The organism is Flagellimonas okinawensis (assembly GCF_029194005.1).
In the GTDB taxonomy this organism is placed as follows: domain Bacteria; phylum Bacteroidota; class Bacteroidia; order Flavobacteriales; family Flavobacteriaceae; genus Flagellimonas; species Flagellimonas okinawensis.
This window is the reverse complement of record NZ_JARFVA010000005.1, coordinates 153427-170039: the sequence shown is the minus strand read 5'-3', so window position 1 is coordinate 170039 and position 16613 is coordinate 153427. Positions and strand designations below refer to the sequence as shown.

The 16613-nt window shown below is 39.6% G+C and carries 15 protein-coding genes and 1 tRNA gene; 11 read left to right on the top strand and 5 right to left on the bottom strand.

What is annotated here, in order from left to right; all coding sequences use genetic code 11:
* The first annotated feature begins 53 nt into the window (after window positions 1–53).
* The 5 genes from PY091_RS14330 (at window position 54) to PY091_RS14310 (ending at window position 4583) form a co-directional block, all read left to right on the top strand.
* On the top strand, window positions 54–617 hold the full coding sequence (locus tag PY091_RS14330; RefSeq protein WP_275650342.1) for an AAA family ATPase: 564 nt from the start codon (window positions 54–56) through the stop codon (window positions 615–617).
* Window positions 617–2509, top strand: coding sequence for a RecQ family ATP-dependent DNA helicase (locus tag PY091_RS14325; protein WP_275650341.1), 1893 nt, complete (start codon window positions 617–619; stop codon window positions 2507–2509). The genes PY091_RS14330 and PY091_RS14325 overlap by 1 nt, the downstream gene beginning before the upstream one ends.
* Window positions 2490–3452, top strand: coding sequence for a methionyl-tRNA formyltransferase (gene fmt / locus PY091_RS14320; RefSeq protein ID WP_275650340.1), 963 nt, complete (start codon window positions 2490–2492; stop codon window positions 3450–3452). The genes PY091_RS14325 and fmt overlap by 20 nt, the downstream gene beginning before the upstream one ends.
* Window positions 3453–3628: 176 nt before the next feature.
* Window positions 3629–3901, top strand: coding sequence for an HU family DNA-binding protein (locus PY091_RS14315; protein ID WP_014034238.1), 273 nt, complete (start codon window positions 3629–3631; stop codon window positions 3899–3901).
* A 121-nt stretch (window positions 3902–4022) separates the two neighbouring features.
* Complete coding sequence (locus PY091_RS14310; RefSeq protein WP_275650339.1) at window positions 4023–4583, top strand: YqgE/AlgH family protein; 561 nt, start codon at window positions 4023–4025, stop codon at window positions 4581–4583.
* Here PY091_RS14310 and PY091_RS14305 read toward each other — a convergent pair.
* Entirely contained in the window at window positions 4580–5425 is an 846-nt protein-coding gene (locus PY091_RS14305; protein ID WP_275650338.1) for an aminotransferase class IV, read from the bottom strand. The genes PY091_RS14310 and PY091_RS14305 overlap by 4 nt on opposite strands.
* 54 nt (window positions 5426–5479) lie before the next feature.
* Window positions 5480–5863, bottom strand: coding sequence for an START-like domain-containing protein (locus PY091_RS14300; RefSeq protein ID WP_275650337.1), 384 nt, complete (start codon window positions 5861–5863; stop codon window positions 5480–5482).
* A 140-nt stretch (window positions 5864–6003) separates the two neighbouring features.
* On the opposite strand from PY091_RS14300, the gene PY091_RS14295 reads away from it, so the two are divergent.
* From PY091_RS14295 to PY091_RS14270, 6 genes are all read left to right on the top strand, one after another.
* Window positions 6004–6077, top strand: a tRNA-Met gene (locus tag PY091_RS14295).
* 198 nt (window positions 6078–6275) lie between these two features.
* Window positions 6276–6662: a hypothetical protein gene (locus PY091_RS14290; RefSeq protein ID WP_275650336.1), complete on the top strand. Its 387-nt coding sequence runs from the start codon at window positions 6276–6278 to the stop codon at window positions 6660–6662.
* Window positions 6663–6793: 131 nt separating this feature from the next.
* Entirely contained in the window at window positions 6794–6982 is a 189-nt protein-coding gene (locus tag PY091_RS14285) for a hypothetical protein (RefSeq protein WP_275650335.1), read from the top strand.
* 347 nt (window positions 6983–7329) lie between these two features.
* Window positions 7330–8757, top strand: coding sequence for an amidohydrolase (locus tag PY091_RS14280; RefSeq protein ID WP_275650334.1), 1428 nt, complete (start codon window positions 7330–7332; stop codon window positions 8755–8757).
* 105 nt (window positions 8758–8862) lie between these two features.
* A complete protein-coding gene (locus PY091_RS14275) occupies window positions 8863–10782 on the top strand; it encodes a DUF294 nucleotidyltransferase-like domain-containing protein (RefSeq protein WP_275650333.1) in 1920 nt (639 codons plus the stop codon).
* Between the two features lie 26 nt (window positions 10783–10808).
* A complete protein-coding gene (locus PY091_RS14270; RefSeq protein ID WP_313790390.1) occupies window positions 10809–11432 on the top strand; it encodes a 3'-5' exonuclease in 624 nt (207 codons plus the stop codon).
* A gap of 35 nt (window positions 11433–11467) precedes the next feature.
* Here the strand turns inward: PY091_RS14270 and acs are convergent, their stop codons facing one another.
* The 3 genes from acs to PY091_RS14255 are packed head-to-tail and all read right to left on the bottom strand — an operon-like array spanning window position 11468 to window position 16488.
* A complete protein-coding gene (gene acs / locus PY091_RS14265) occupies window positions 11468–13375 on the bottom strand; it encodes an acetate--CoA ligase (RefSeq protein WP_275650331.1) in 1908 nt (635 codons plus the stop codon).
* A gap of 60 nt (window positions 13376–13435) precedes the next feature.
* The gene (locus PY091_RS14260) at window positions 13436–13798 is read right to left on the bottom strand and encodes a response regulator transcription factor (protein ID WP_275650330.1); all 363 of its coding nucleotides are present in this window, start codon (window positions 13796–13798) and stop codon (window positions 13436–13438) included.
* 2 nt (window positions 13799–13800) lie between these two features.
* Window positions 13801–16488, bottom strand: coding sequence for an ATP-binding protein (locus tag PY091_RS14255; RefSeq protein ID WP_275650329.1), 2688 nt, complete (start codon window positions 16486–16488; stop codon window positions 13801–13803).
* Window positions 16489–16613 lie beyond the last annotated feature (125 nt).

Sequence of the window (16613 nt, the reverse complement as noted above, 5' to 3'; positions counted from 1 at the left end):
AATTTTTTTTCCTTAGGGCGTTTTCATTAATTTGCATAATCAATTCAAGGTCTTTGGGAAAGAATAAAGTAGTTATTACGGGCGCGCCCGGTACAGGTAAAACATCCATAGTAAATGGACTGGAACGCAAAGGATTTCATTGCTTTCATGAAATTATTCGCGATATGACCTCTAAAGCAAAAGAAGAGGGACAATCTGAAGAATATATTTCCAATCCATTGGTGTTTGTGGATGATGCACTGCAGTTTAATAAAGACTTGCTGGAGGGTAGAACATCCCATTACAGGGAATCCTTGAATCTTGATACTTCCATAAGTTTTTTTGACAGAGGTATTCCGGATGTATTGGCCTACATGGACTTTTTTGGTCAGGAGTACGACAATTTTTTTATTTCTCACTGCGAAAACCACAGATACGATTCGGTTTTTATTGTTCCTCCTTGGCAAGAAATTTATGTTTCGGATAATGAGCGAATGGAAACCTTTGAAGAAGCAGAGAGCATTCATCATTCCTTGATGAAAATATATACCCAATTTGGCTATAACCCCATCGAAGTGCCAAAAGATGAAGTCCCTATGCGGATAGATTTTATTTTGGAAACACTTAAAAAAACATAGTGCACAAGGACACCACAAGTATTTTACAACAATATTGGGGGTATGATGATTTCAGGGGATCCCAAAAACAAATCATCAACACAATTCTTTCAGGGCAAGATGTGCTGGCCTTAATGCCCACTGGTGGAGGCAAATCTGTTTGCTATCAAGTACCATCGCTGGCCGTGGAGGGCATATGTATTGTGGTTTCACCTTTGGTGGCGCTTATCCAAGACCAAGTGGCCCAATTAAAAAAACGAGGCGTTAAAGCCATTGCATTGACCGGGGGCATACCACCTTCAGAATTGAACGACCTATTGGATAATTGCCTTTTTGGCAACTATAAATTCTTGTACCTATCCCCGGAACGTTTGCAACAACCCATTGTTAGGGAGCGCATTCAACAAATGAACGTGAACCTGATTGCTATTGATGAGGCACATTGCATATCTCAATGGGGAAACGATTTTAGACCGGCCTATCTCGAGTGTTCCATTCTAAAGGAACTTGCTCCAGACACCCCAATGATGGCCTTAACAGCAACGGCAACTCCAAGGGTTGTTGAAGATATTATTGAAAATTTGGAGCTTGATGACGTTCAGGTGTTCAAGGATTCTTTCTCCCGTTCCAATATAAATTTTAAGGTAAAACGTTCAGAGGACAAACTGTACCAGCTCAAAAAATATATGGAGCGAATCCCAGGCAGCGCCATTGTTTATGTACGTTCAAGGAAAATGTCCATTTCGCTGGCCAACTTTTTAATCAAGAATGGGATTTCAGCCACTTTTTTTCACGGAGGTATTCCAAAATCCGATAAGGAGGAAAAACTCAACCTTTGGTTAAACGGAAAAGTAAGGGTTATGGTGGCTACCAATGCTTTTGGGATGGGTGTGGACAAACCCGATGTTCGATTGGTGATACATTACCAGATACCCGATAGTTTGGAAAGTTATTTTCAAGAAGCGGGAAGAGCTGGCCGTGATGGAAAACCATCTACAGCTATAATTATAACTTCCAAAGAAGACGAGGATAAGGCCAAGCAACAGTTTTTATCCACATTGCCCGATGTAGGGTTTGTAAAACAGGTTTATTCCAAATTAAACAACTACTTCCAGATATCGTACGGTGAACTTATTTCCGACCCCTTGGCTTTTAAGTTCAATGAATTCTGCAAGCGTTATGAGTTCAACCCGAACATGACGTTCAATGCCATTCGTATTCTCGATCAGAACTCTGTGCTGTCCCTTGCAGAGAATTTTAAGGAAAAAACCACACTTCAATTTGTGGCGACCAAAACGGAAATATTCAATTATCTAGACAAAAACAGGGTGACAGCACCTGTAATCCAGACTATTTTAAGAACCTACGGAGGTATAACAGAGTACGATACAAAAATAAACCTGTACATGCTCTCCCAAAAAACAGGGACTAGTGAGCAACGGTTAAAACAAATACTGCAACAACTAGCGGATGATAACATTGCGGAATACCATAACAATACATCTGACCTGGAAATTACTTTTTTGGTGCCCCGGGAAGATGACCACACGATAAATCTGTTCGTAAAAAAAATCAAGGACTTTAATTTGGTCAAACAAAACAATATGGCAGCTATGCTGGGCTATATTTCCAACAAAAAGGTTTGTCGTAGTGTTTACCTTTTAAAATATTTCGGGGAAAAAACTGCGGAAAAGTGCGGGACATGCGATATTTGCACAAAGAAAACTGTAGTGGCCTCTCCACATGATCTGGAGCAAAGGGTCTTGGAACTTTTGGATATTCGTCCACATACCTCAAGGCAGTTGGAAAAGGCTATTGGAGCCAATGAAAAAGAACTATTAAAAATCTTGGAAAGACTACTGGAGGATGAGTTGGTCTCCCTAAACTTTAAGAATGAATACACCAAAAAATAATTCGTTACGTATTGTATTTATGGGCACCCCAGATTTTGCGGTGGGCAGCCTAAAACAACTTTTAGAGGCCGGTTTTAAAGTGGTCGGCGTAATAACCGCACCGGACAGGCCTGCAGGACGCGGACGAAAAGTGCAGGAATCGGCCGTGAAACAATTTGCGGTAAAGCATGACTTAAAGGTATTGCAACCCACCAATTTAAAGGATGAAGCATTTTTGGATGAACTCAAAAGTCTCAATGCCAATTTACAAGTGGTTGTCGCCTTTAGAATGTTGCCCAAAGCTGTTTGGCAAATGCCCGAATATGGCACCTTTAATCTTCACGCCTCTCTCCTCCCTCAATATCGTGGAGCGGCACCCATCAATTGGGCCATTATCAATGGTGAAACGGAAACGGGAGTTACCACGTTTTTTATTGATGAAAAAATTGATACGGGGAGTATCATCCTTCAAAGAACAGAAAAAATACATTCCGACGATAGTGCAGGTACTTTACACGATAGATTAATGGAACTTGGTTCGCATTTAGTCGTTGAGACTTGCAAACAGATTGAGGCCGGAACAGTTGAGCGTAAATCGCAAGATGAAAGTATGGAGCTTAAGCCCGCACCAAAAATTCACAAGGAAACCTGTAGAATTGATTGGAACGCTACAATGCCCAACATTTATAACCACATTAGGGGTTTAAGTCCCTACCCTGGTGCTTGGTCCGAATTGGTGAATGATGGCAATGCAGCCTCCATGAAGATTTTCAAGACCGAAATGGAAATTGCCGAGCACAACTATAACGTTGGAAAGCTAGTGGTAGAGAAAAAATCGTTGAAGGTAGCGGTTAAAGATGGGTACATTTCACTATTGGAATTACAGCTGCCCGGCAAGCGAAGAATGCAGGTAAACGAGGTTTTAAACGGACTAAATCTAGAAAATGACGCCCATCTTCTGTAAAGCCTTGCTATGATTGGGCTGCGAAAACTTGTCGTTTTTTTCCCACTTTATCAACAAACGTTTCAAGTTATCAACAAAAACCCCGATTTCCCTTGGTTTTACTTGCGTGAGTTGCAAATCCATATAAATTTGTTCAGCATTAAAATTATATTAACAACAATTAATTTAATTCCATTATGAACAAAACAGAATTAATCGATGCTATGGCAGCTGATGCTGGCATCACTAAAGCAGCAGCAAAAAAAGCATTGGAATCTTTCTTGGGAAATGTAGAAGGAACGCTTAAAAAAGGAGACAGAGTTTCCTTGGTAGGTTTTGGTTCTTGGTCAGTTTCTAAAAGAAGCGCTAGAGAAGGTAGAAATCCACAAACTGGAGCTACTATTAAGATTGCCGCTAAGAACGTTGTAAAGTTCAAAGCAGGTGCTGAATTGAGCGGTGCAGTAAACTAATCAATTATTTATTTTATATACGAAAGCACTCCTTTTAGGGGTGCTTTTTTAGTTTATATGGTGTTTGTTTTTTTGTATATGTTAAATAATATGTTAAATTTAAATACAAGAAAACATGTAAATGGTAAGTCAAAAGCCTAAAAAGGGAAATTTACTTGTAGCGGAACCTTCACTTACCGGTGACGTTTCTTTTAATAGGTCCGTTGTGCTCATTGCCGAACACAATCAAGAAGGTTCGGTGGGATTTATTTTGAACAAACCCCTGGATTACACCATTTGCGATCTTGTCTCCGATATCACTATTCCTTTTCAAGTTTTTAACGGTGGGCCTGTGGAGCAGGACAATCTTTACTTTATCCATAAAGTGCCGGAACTCATTGAAAACAGTATTGAAATTTCCGATGGAATATTTTGGGGCGGTAATTTTGAGATGACAGTAGAACTAATTAACAACGGAACCATTTCTGAACAGGATATCCGATTTTTCTTGGGCTATTCCGGTTGGGGCACCAGTCAGCTCGACCAGGAGCTTTCTTCCAGATCTTGGGTAGTTGTCCCTAACGAATATGAAAGTGGTATCTTGGAAAAATCTTCGATTGCTTTCTGGAAAGAAAAAATGGTGGAACTTGGTGGTGATTACCTTTTATGGTCCAATGCACCTGAGAATCCATCGCTCAACTAACCAATACGAGCTTTTGCGTTTAATTTGCCCACTAAACTTTTTGCTACTTTGGCAACATAGTCCTTTTTCCTATATTTTGTTATTGGTTGTATGCCTACTATGGAATTGGTAATAAATAGCTCGTCCACCTTTTGAAGCTCAAACGGAGATATGGAATCCTCCACTAAATCGTACTCTTCCGAACCTGCGATGATTTTCATAAGATTTTTTCGGACTATACCATCCAAACAACCATCACTCAAGGGAGGTGTTTTAATTATGTTGCCCTTCACCAAAAATAAATTCCCGTTAATGGCCTCGACCACTTTTTTATCGGTATTCACCAATAAACAATTGGCATAACCATTTTCTTCTGCATATACCCCTGCTACCACATTTAAAATCTTATTGGTGGACTTTAAATTGGAAAGCATATCCTTGTTTACGTAGAAATCCTTGAAAAGTTCCACTTCATAATCTTTATCATCGATTACAAAAAATGGGGAATCCATGGCACTGGTCTCAATGAGGTAGGAAACATCGTTGCTTTTGGGAGTATACAAGCCTCCCTCATTTCTAAAAACGGTCAAACGAACTCTTACTGCTCCGTTCTCCAAATTATTGGATGCAATTGTTTTTTTGATGGTCTCCTCTAAGAATTCCAAAGTAAACTCCATTGGTATTTCCATACGAAGAATTCGCATGGATGCCATTAATCTAAAATAATGGTCCTCCCAAAAAAATAAGGTGCCGTTAACATAGCGAACCGTTTCAAAAAGGGCATCCCCATATTTGAAACCCCTGTTGTTATGGGTAAAAATCGCTTTATCCTGTGCTAAAAGTTCTCCGTTACAATTGACCATAAAAAAGTCCCGATTTTAATCGGGACCAAATATACGGTTTACTTGAGAATCCGACTAGGTAGATCCTAAAACCTGTTTAAGATCGGAAACCTGGTTTTCCCATAACATTTTTGCCTCTTCCACCTCATCGTCCTCGGCAAAATCCGTTATAAAAAGAGAAACATCTTTTGTAATTTCATCTACTATAATTCGCATTTCAAAAAAGGAACCATCCTCATTTTCTTCCCATGCGAGTTTCACAAATTCCTCACTTTTCCGCTTGAGCAATTTGGCCCTTTCTTCGGAACCATCCCAAATAAAAGTAAAAATTTCCCCACGGGAATTAACATTGTCGGCATACCATTCAGATAGTCCCGAAGGAGTAGAAATATATTGGTAAAGCAACTGAGGCGAAGCATGGATGACAAACTCCAGTTCAAATTTAACCTTATCACTCATTATCGTGTTCTTTAAATCGTTTTTTCAACTTTAGTATAGTTTGGGAAGATATAAAAATAAATATCAAATAATAAATTAATCATGAATTTTGATTCAGCGAAAATTTAAACATATATTTGCACCCGCTTAGCCAAAAACATGGCGAGGTAGCTCAGCTGGTTAGAGCGTCGGATTCATAACCCGGAGGCCGGGGGTTCAAGTCCCCCTCTCGCTACAAAAATCAAAAGTCATTTAGCTGTTTATCAGTTGAATGACTTTCTTTTTTTACCGTTATTCAGAAAGCACCTTCCCACCTGTCGAAAATCCCAACCTACAACCCCTTAATTCATACGTTTTTAAGTTTAAAAAAAGTAAGCACAGGGATTAGGGTTTTCATAGTTTTGATTGTTTCTCTATTAGAATCTCAACTGACATGAAAAAATTCTTGCTATTACTACTTGCCCCTCTGTTAATGTCAACTCAATGTGAATCTGACGATGAACCTATATTCAATACGGAATTCCTGATCCAGAATAACTCTGATCAAGACATTATCTATCTTACCTTCGAGGACAATGAAGTTTTGATTAAAAGTCAATCCCATCAATTTATAGCCGTTTCCTCCAATACCGTTTCCTTTGTAAAACCAACGGAAAACATAGCTTTTGATGAAGTTCAACTATATAGCAAAAATGGTTCAGGCAGTTTGACCCTAATCTATGAACAAAACCCAATTGTAGATAGCTTGTGGACTTTTAGTAAGCTCTCAACTTATGAAGCAAACTTTAAATTGATCATAAACAATCAATTATTGGATTAAATGATCTTATGGCCAAACTCTCAAACCAAGATGTGCCAAGAATCGAAATATTAATTCGACAGCGTTCCTGATTTAGTTATCGCGTATTCTCTAAGATTTTTCCTAACTTCAAGTTTTAAACCAACCTTCGAATGAATTATTTCAAAAAATTAGGCGCCGCTAATTTAATGATGCTAATACTTTGTGCATTGATCATATTGGTGGCAGAATACCTCTTTCTTAATGGCAGCCCGGAACATGGCCTTTTTGTTGGCCTATGGGCACCAACTCTTTTGGGTGTAATGATATACTTAAAACTCGTGGACAATGACAGCAAATGATATTGTTCTAGGGTTCTCCATTGTTGTTATCGTGCTTGTTGCCATTTGGGCCATCCTCATGATTCGTGCCTATAACAAGGCAAGCAATAGAAAATAAATTCTTTAAAGGATATTACCACTTAGTTTTCCAAAGATTTGTATACCTATTTCTTGAAATCATTCTTATGCGTATTTGCGTCATTGGCATCAAAAACAAAAAAACAGTTTGAGCCATCTGTTTTCAATGACTTTTTATAATTCCTATACTTTTTTACGAATCCGATAAAAGGTGTATAAATCACAGTTCAAAACTTTTCGTTTTAAGGTACATCCAATATTTTAGCTGCCTAACTAACTCAAAACCTTATATGATCAAATCAACCCCCACCCTACTCTTTTTATTCATTTGCCTGTTTGGTCTCAATGCACAAAAAAGCAAAAAGGATGTATTAAAAAAAATGGATGAACAAAGTGAGGTCTACGGCGAAATTTCACAAGAAATCTGGGAACTGGCCGAAGTAGGCTACCAAGAAGAAAAAAGTTCGGCCTTGTTGCAGAAAACTCTAAAGGATGCCGGATTTACCATCAATGCCGGAATTGCTGGAATACCCACGGCCTTTGTAGCCGAGTATGGAACAGACGGACCCATATTGGCCGTTCTTGGAGAATTTGATGCTCTTCCGGGACTCTCCCAACAAGCTGTCCCTGAAAAGAAAAGTGCTGGAGGAATTGCTGGCCATGCATGTGGCCATAACTTATTTGGTACTGCCTCCGTTGCCGCTGCCATTGCTATAAAAGATTGGCTCAATGCCACCAATACCAAAGGAAGAATCCGTTTTTATGGTACACCGGCCGAAGAAGGCGGGTCTGGAAAAGTATATATGGTGCGCGAAGGTGTTTTTGATGATGTGGACGTGGCTTTGCACTGGCACCCAGGTGATGAAAACAATGCCAATCCTTTTACCTCAATGGCCAATAAATCTGCCAAATTTAGATTCTCCGGAGTATCAGCCCATGCTGCTGGTGCTCCCGAGCGAGGACGCTCTGCATTGGATGGAGTGGAATCCATGAACCTTATGGTAAACATGATGCGCGAACACATCCCTCAAGATGCAAGAATACACTATGTGATAACTAATGGAGGAAAAGCCCCCAACGTTGTTCCTGATTATGCCGAAGTTTATTACTACGCCAGACACTTTAACCGAAATGTGGTGATTGATGTTTTTGACAGAATCGTGAAAGCAGCAGAAGGTGCGGCCATGGGTACTGGAACCACTATGGAATATGAAATGATCGGAGGCACCTACGAATTGCTTCCAAACCTTACACTTCAAAAAGTGATGTATGATAACCTTGTTGAAGTGGGTGGAATCGAATATACCAATGAGGAGAACATATTTGGTGAGCAAATTGTAAAAAGTCTAGGTATGGATGCCATTGATGATTCAAAGGCCGAGACCATTCAACCGTATAAAACAGGCACCAAGATCAATGGTTCTACGGATATTGGTGATGTAAGCTTTGTAGTTCCTACCATAGGTATGATAGCCTCCACTTTTGTACCAGGAACTCCCGGACATAGTTGGCAAGCTGTTGCAGCCGGTGGTACATCAATTGGTAAAAAAGGTATGATGGTAGCAGCAAAAACAATCGCACTTACTGCCATTGATATTTATAAAGATCAAAAACTCATAGAAAAAGCCAAAGCAGAGTTTATAGAAAAACGCGGGAAAGATTTCACATATATTCCGCTTTTAGGCAACAGACCACCTGCATTGGACTATAGAAAGTAACTAAATTTAAGCGCTACTGTGTTTAAAGATCAGGCCACTATATTAGTGGCCTTTTTTTATGTAAAGCATCCAGATTTTTAGATTTTACCCGTACTTTTAAGTACCATGAAAAACACTATTTCCGAACGCATTGCAGATTTCTTAAAAAACTACCCTCCATTCAATGCAATGGAGACCAAGCAATTGGAACAATTGTCCCTTGAGGTAGTGATTATTCATAAAGAAACCAATAGCATTGTATTTTCACAGAATGAAAATCCTCACGATAACTTTTATGTTGTCAACAAAGGCGCCATTGCATTGTCCAAAGCGGGTTCAAGTCAAATACTGGATATTTGCGATGAGGGTGATGTTTTTGGACTCCGTCCACTATTGGCACATGAAAAATATAAGTTGGAGGCCAAGGCATATGAGGAAACCATACTTTATGCCATTCCTATTAAGGAGTTTAAACCGTTGGCACTTGAAAACAAGCGTATCGGAAACTTTTTGATTGAAAGCTTTGCTTCCAATACGGGTAATCCTTATTCCATAAAACACCGGGGCAAACTATATGGTGTTAACGAGGAAGCGGAAAGATATTCCACCAATAAAATTCTAGATCTACAGCCCATAAAATATTCAACGGACCTTATTACCTGTAAAGAAGGAACTAAAATAAAGACCATCGCCGATAAAATGACCAAATACAACGTAAGCTGTATTCTGGTTGAAAAAGATGACCTTCCGGCAGGTATCATTACCGATAAAGACCTTCGTAAAAAAGTGGCCACTGGCCTGTTCCCGATATCTGCAACGGCCAAAACCATTATGTCCTCGCCAATTATAACCTATCCCAAGGAACTTACTTTGGCACAATCACAAATGGCGATGATGAAAAGCAACATCAGCCATTTGGTTTTGACAGAAGATGGCACTACCGAAACAAAAGCGGTAGGAATCCTATCCAAACACGATATTATGGTAGCGGTAGGCAATAATCCGGCCGTATTGCTACGAGCAATCAAACGTGCAACAGATGCCAAGAGGTTACGTGGTATTCGGCATGGTATCATGAATTTATTACAGGGTTACCTTGATCAAAATATTCCCTTGGGATTGGTATCCAAGATTATTTCCGAATTAAATGATGCTTCTACCAAACAGGTGATTCAAATCGCTTTGTCCAAAATGGAAGAAGAACCTCCGGTTAAGTTCACTTGGTTGAGTATGGGCAGTCAAGGGCGCGCAGAACAATTATTGAACACCGATCAGGATAATGCCATTATTTTTGAAGATGTTTCGGAAGACCGTTTGGAAACGACCAGGAACTACTTTATAAAACTGGGAGAAAGCATTTCCAAAATGCTGAATACCATCGGGTTTGAATATTGTCCTGCAGAAATGATGGCTTCAAATCGTTCTTGGTGCCATAGCCTCACAGAATGGAAAAATGTCACCGCTCATTGGATCCACAATCCTGGACCAGAAGAGATTCTTTTATCCTCCATATTTTTTGATTACAACGTTGCTTTTGGCGAGAAAGCCCTCGCCGACGAACTTTCGAAAAGCATTTTCGATCATGCCCATCAATATCCACAATTTTTCACCCATTTGGCCAGTGGAGCACTACAGAATCCTTCCCCATCTGGATTTTTCAGGGACTTTTTAGTAGAACAAGATGGTGAACATAAGGACTTTTTTGATCTTAAGCTTCGTGTGCTCATGCCCATTATCGATGCCGCAAGGGTACTCATACTCTCGCACTCCATAAAGTCCATTAACAATACTGCGGAACGCTATGAAAAATTGGCCGAATTGGAACCCAACAACAAGGAGCTGTATTTAGCCTGCTCCTACGCCAGCAAAGCCTTGTTAAAATTTAGGACGAGGCAAGGGTTATTGCACAATGACTCGGGACGATATATTGCCCTTGACCAATTGAACAAAGAGGAAAAAATCAAATTAAAAAGAACCTTTAAAACCGTTAAGGAAATACAATCTTTAATCGAGGTAAGGTTTCAAGTAAAGAATCTGTTGAGATAATGTGGCCGTTCTCGAAAAAAAAACAATTGGAACTTCCCGATTTCTGGTGGGAATACGATGAGCATTTTAAGGAAAAACTTCCCGATGATGTCAAAGAGAACACCTTTGTAGTATTGGATACGGAAACTACTGGGTTTAGCCTAACCAAAGACCGAATGCTGTGTATTGGCGCCCTTAAATTGAAGGGCGACAGTATTGTGGTTAAGGAAACTTTTGAAGTATATATTCAACAGGAGCATTATAATAAGGAAAGTGCAGAAATTCACGGGATTCTGAAGAAGAGCAGAAAGAACAGTATTTCCGAACTGGATGCTTTGAAACTTTTTCTTGATTACGCCAAAAACCATGTCTTGGTAGGACATCATGTAATGTTCGACATCAATATGATCAATGCAGCGCTAAAAAGAAACGGCCTGCCAAAACTGAAAAACAAAACATTGGATACGGAGAAGCTCTATATCCGAACACTGTTGATTTCATCGGTGGTTGAACAAAAAGAAAGATACACGCTGGACGACCTTGCTAAAAAGTTCAGTATATCCCGTAAAGACCGGCATACTGCTCTTGGGGATGCTTTTATTACCGCAATTGCCTTTCTGCGCACCATTGAAAAACTAAAGCCCCAAAAAATAAAAGACCTCCTCAGATGAGAAGGTCCTTTGTTAAGCTACAATCAGAATGCCTACTACAGACTTTCTTTCATGATTTTCTCTACTATTTCTGGATTCAACAAAGTTGAAGTATCTCCCAGATTACTGGTGTCCTTTGAGGCAATCTTTCTTAAAATTCTCCTCATAATCTTACCACTTCTCGTTTTGGGCAAGCCTTCAGTAAACTGAATTTTATCCAGCTTGGCAATTGGACCAATATGCTCTGTGATCAATTGGTTGATTTCCTTTTTCAGGTTATCGCGATTACGATCTTCACCTGTTTCTTTCAAGATAATATAGCCATAAAGAGCATTCCCTTTAATATCGTGAGGGAATCCTACAATAGCTGATTCTGCTACCGCTGGATGCTCGTTGATGGCATCTTCTATCGGTGCTGTACCCAAATTATGGCCGGAAACAATAATTACATCATCTACCCTACCGGTTATACGATAGTAGCCAACCTCATCCCTAAGTGCTCCATCACCCGTAAAATATTTTCCTTCAAATGCTGAGAAATAGGTATCCTTATATCGCTGATGATTGCCCCAAATAGTTCTGGCAATAGAAGGCCATGGGTATTTAATGCACAACCTACCATCAACTTGGTTCCCTTTGATCTCTTCGCCATTTTCATCCATTAGAGCAGGTTGGATACCTGGCATGGGCAATGTTGCGTATGTTGGTTTTGTTGGTGTAGAGAACGGAATTGGAGAGATAAGGATTCCACCTGTCTCTGTTTGCCACCAAGTATCCACAATAGGACATTTCTTTTCCCCAACATGATCGTTATACCAGTGCCAAGCCTCTTCGTTAATAGGCTCTCCTACCGTTCCCAGTACCTTTAAACTAGAAAGGTCGTATTCGGTCACAAAATCCAAATTTTCTTTGGCAAGTGCCCTAATAGCCGTAGGTGCAGTATAAAACTGAGTTACTTTGTGTTTTTGTACCACTTCCCAGAACCTTCCGAAATCTGGATAAGAGGGTACACCCTCGAACATTACTGTTGTTGCCCCGTTGGCCAAAGGACCATACACAATATAAGAGTGTCCTGTAATCCAACCAATATCTGCGGTACACCAATAAACATCCTCTTCCCTATATTGAAAAACATTTTTAAAAGTGTAGGCAGTGTAGACCATGTAGCCTCCTGTGGTATGCACCATTCCTTTGGGACGACCGGTGGAACCAGATGTGTATAAAATGAACAACGGATCTTCCGCATCCATAATTTCGGGTACACAATCTGAATATGCTTTATCTAAAAGAGGCTGAATCCAAACATCCCTGCCTTCTTTCATGGTAACTTCGCCTCCTGTACGTTTGGTCACCAAAACAGTTTCCACATCCGGACAGCTCTCGAGCGCTTCATCCACAATGCATTTAAGGTCTATTACTTTTTTGCCACGGTAGGAGCCATCGGAGGTCAATACCATTTTTGCCCCACAATCGTTAATTCTTGTGGCCAGAGCAGTAGAGGAAAATCCTGCAAAAACTACAGAATGAATCGCTCCAATACGGGCACATGCCAATAACGCAACGGCCAAATCGGGAATCATGGGCAAATAAATCACTACTCTATCGCCTTTCTGAACACCTTTATCCTTAAGTACATTGGCATACTTACAAACGCGTTCGTGAAGTTGGGTATACGTTATATGTTCTGCTTCTTCCTTTGGGTCGTTGGGCTCAAAAAGAATGGCAGTTTTATCACCGCGAATTCTTAAGTGGCGATCTATACAGTTTTCTGTAATATTAAGTTTAGCTCCCTTGAACCAACTGATTTCTGGTTTGCTAAAATCCCATTCCAAAACGGAATCCCATTTTTTACGCCAGTGAAAGTGCTCTTCTGCTACTTCTTCCCAAAATCCCTCGGGGTTTCTAACGGATTTTCGATACACCTGAAAATACTCTTCCAAATGCTTGATATGATAATTACTCATCTAACGTTAAGTTTAGTTAATATGTAAATTACTTGTTCAGTTTATTATTTTGGTTTTGTTCTATGCCAACAGTTCCTCTATATCGGAAATCACTTTTTTTATCGAAAATGGCTTGGTCATATAACTGTCCGCTCCCATTTTCAATCCTTTTTCTACGTCCTTTTCTTTACTCTTGGCCGATAGAAAAACTACTTTGGCATGCTTAAGATCCTTGTTTTCCCTAATTCTTTTTAAGGTCTCATATCCATCCATTTCTGGCATCATGATATCCAAAAGAACGAGATCTGGTTTTTCCTTTTCGGCAATCTCCAAGGCTTCTGTACCATCTCTGGCAATAAAAACCTCAAAATCCTTTTTTTTAAATGCATACTCCAACGACATTACAATGTTGGGCTCATCGTCCACAATTAATATTTTTTTCAACTTCATTGTTTTTTCGGTATTGTAAATATCATCCGGGTCCCATTGGTAAAATCCTTGTGTACTACAATGGTTCCCTTATGGCTTTCAACTATTTTTTTACATATAGCAAGCCCCAGTCCACTTCCCTGTGGTTTTTTTACATTTTGATTTTTTGATTGATAGAATTTTTCAAAGATGTACTCTTTGTCCTCATCGGGTATACCCCTACCATTATCTTCAACGGCTATCAGCACCTCTTTTTTGAGGTCTTCCAAAAGAATTTTAATTCTTCCTTTATGAGGTTCTGTAAATTTAAGGGAATTCGATAGCAAATTGGTCAATACTTGTAAAATTCGGTCCTCATCATAAGCTGCCAACACCTTATCCTTAGTGGAAAACTTGATTTTCACCTGTTTCTTCGAAGCAATTTGTTCTACTCCTTTGATGGCCTTTTGAATTGTCTTGGACATGTTGTGTTCTTCAATGTCCAGATCAGTTCTATTGCTCGATAGTTTTTCAAGGTCTAAAATATTATGAATCAGTGTATCTAGTCTGTCGGTATCCCTACTTATATTTTCCAAGAATTTATTCCTCAGTTCAGGTGGCATACCTTCATCCTCCAGCACTTCTGAAGCAGCTTTAATGGAGGTTATGGGCGTTTTGAGCTCATGGGCCACCGTATCGAGGAATTCGTCCTTTAATTTATCCTGAATACGTAACTCATCATTCGCCTGTTTTAATTGCTGTGCCATGGCCGAAAGTTCATTGGATTTTTCAATAAGCAGTTTATTATTGGCCTTGGTCTCTTTACTTTCTTCCAATATATTTAGGACTTCCACCAAACTAATGGGTGTTTCTTTAGAAACGGAAGCCAATAATATTTTGGCCGAAGCACTTCCGATACTTCCCGTTAAGAGTTTTTCCGAAAAGTTGATGAGTCTGGCATCCGCCTTTTCTTCGGTTTCTGAGATATTATATTTCCGGTTAAAGATACGAAGCGCCCTATTGGTTCGCTGCTCACCCAAAAATCTGCTCAATAAGCGTTTTATGTCAGCTACATAGGCTTCTCCTTTCCAAATAAAACCGCCTTCCTGAAGGTTACCGTAATTTTCATGGTTCACGAACATTTCAGCATAATTCCGCTCGCGATAATTACCTTTTGTACGTAAGGAGAAAGCAACAAATGACAGGGTGTTAAGCGATATACTCCATAAAAATGCATTGCTTTCCGGCGTTAAATAATCCACACCGAACAATTGTGCCGGCTTTAACCAAGAGTACCCGAACAAACCTTCCTCAACAAAAGTAACATTGGGCATGATCGCATGGCTAATAATTGGCAACAGCAAAGTGTAAAAAACAACTGCCAAACCTACAAAAATGCCTATTTCGGCACCTCTGGCCGTACCGCGACGCCAAGTGAGCCCCAAAAAGAACGATGGTGCCAATTGCGCTATGATCACAAAAGATATCAAGCCTATGGAGTATAATGACAGTTGAGCGGAAAACTTCACATAAAAGAAGTAGGCAATAATGATCAAAAAGAATATGGCCACTCGCCTAATGTTCTTTATCCGTTTGGTGTTTTCTTCAGGATTACCTTCCACCAGTGTTTTAATAAAACCATACGGAATCACCACATTATTACTTACCATGGTGGATAGTGCCAAGGTAGATACCACAATCATGGAAATTACCGTAGTAAAGCCTCCTATAAAAACCATAAGTGCCAGGCCGTAATTATTTTGCTGCAAAGGCAGGAGAAGTGAATAATAATCATGGTTTACGATATCTGACAGGCTAATATTCCCGGCCCATGCAATAAAAATCACAAATACATTGAAAAGCAAAAGGTACAATGGAAATATCCAAATGGCCTTTCGGAGGTAGCTCTCGTTATCGTTCTCAACCACGGCTACATGGAATTGCCTTGGTAGAAGAAAAATAGCAAAAAAGGATAGACAAATGGTAAAAAGCCAATTAAAGCCATTCTCCACACCACCAAAAGATGTGAGCTGTTCAAAGTTTTCCTGTAAGCGGGCTTGATTGAAGATATCCGTAGTTCCATCAAACAGAAAGAAAGTGACATAAATACCAATGGCAAGGAAAAATGATAGCTTTAAAATGGATTCCAAAGCCACGGTTGCTATAATTCCCTTTTTATGTTTGGAAGTATCTGTAGATAGCGTTCCATAAAAAGCAACAAACACAGCCAACAACAGTGCTATATAAAAAGTGGAATCATCAAAAAAACCGGTAGAAACATAACTATCCTTTGCCGAAATCAAAGAAAAGGTTTCGGAAACCGCTTTCAACTGAAGCGAAATATATGGGATTATGGCAAACAAACAGGTGAATGTAACCAAAGCTCCCAACAATCTATTGTTTCCATATCTCATCGAAATAAAATCAGCAATACTGGATATTTTGTGTTGTTTGGAAATACGTATCACCTTACGCATGATCACAATCCAAAGCGGAAGGGCAATTACGGGCCCAAGATAGATGGCCAAAAAACTTATTCCAGAACTTGATGCTATCCCAACACTCCCGTAATAGGTCCATGCCGTGCAGTACACAGCCAAGGAAAGCGCATATACATAAGGGTTGCTGATCCATTTTCCCTTTGGATTTTTTTCAGCAAAATAGGCCAGTACAAAAAGCATGGCCAAATACAGAACAATAACAAGTCCTACAGCATAATTACTCATAGAACCGTTTTAGAATAATGAAGGCCAGAATAATTGCCACCAACCAGCTTAAAAAAATGAAGACGTAAAATACAGGAAAGCCAAAAAGATGTGTATCACCATCGAAAATGGTAACAAAAGGGACA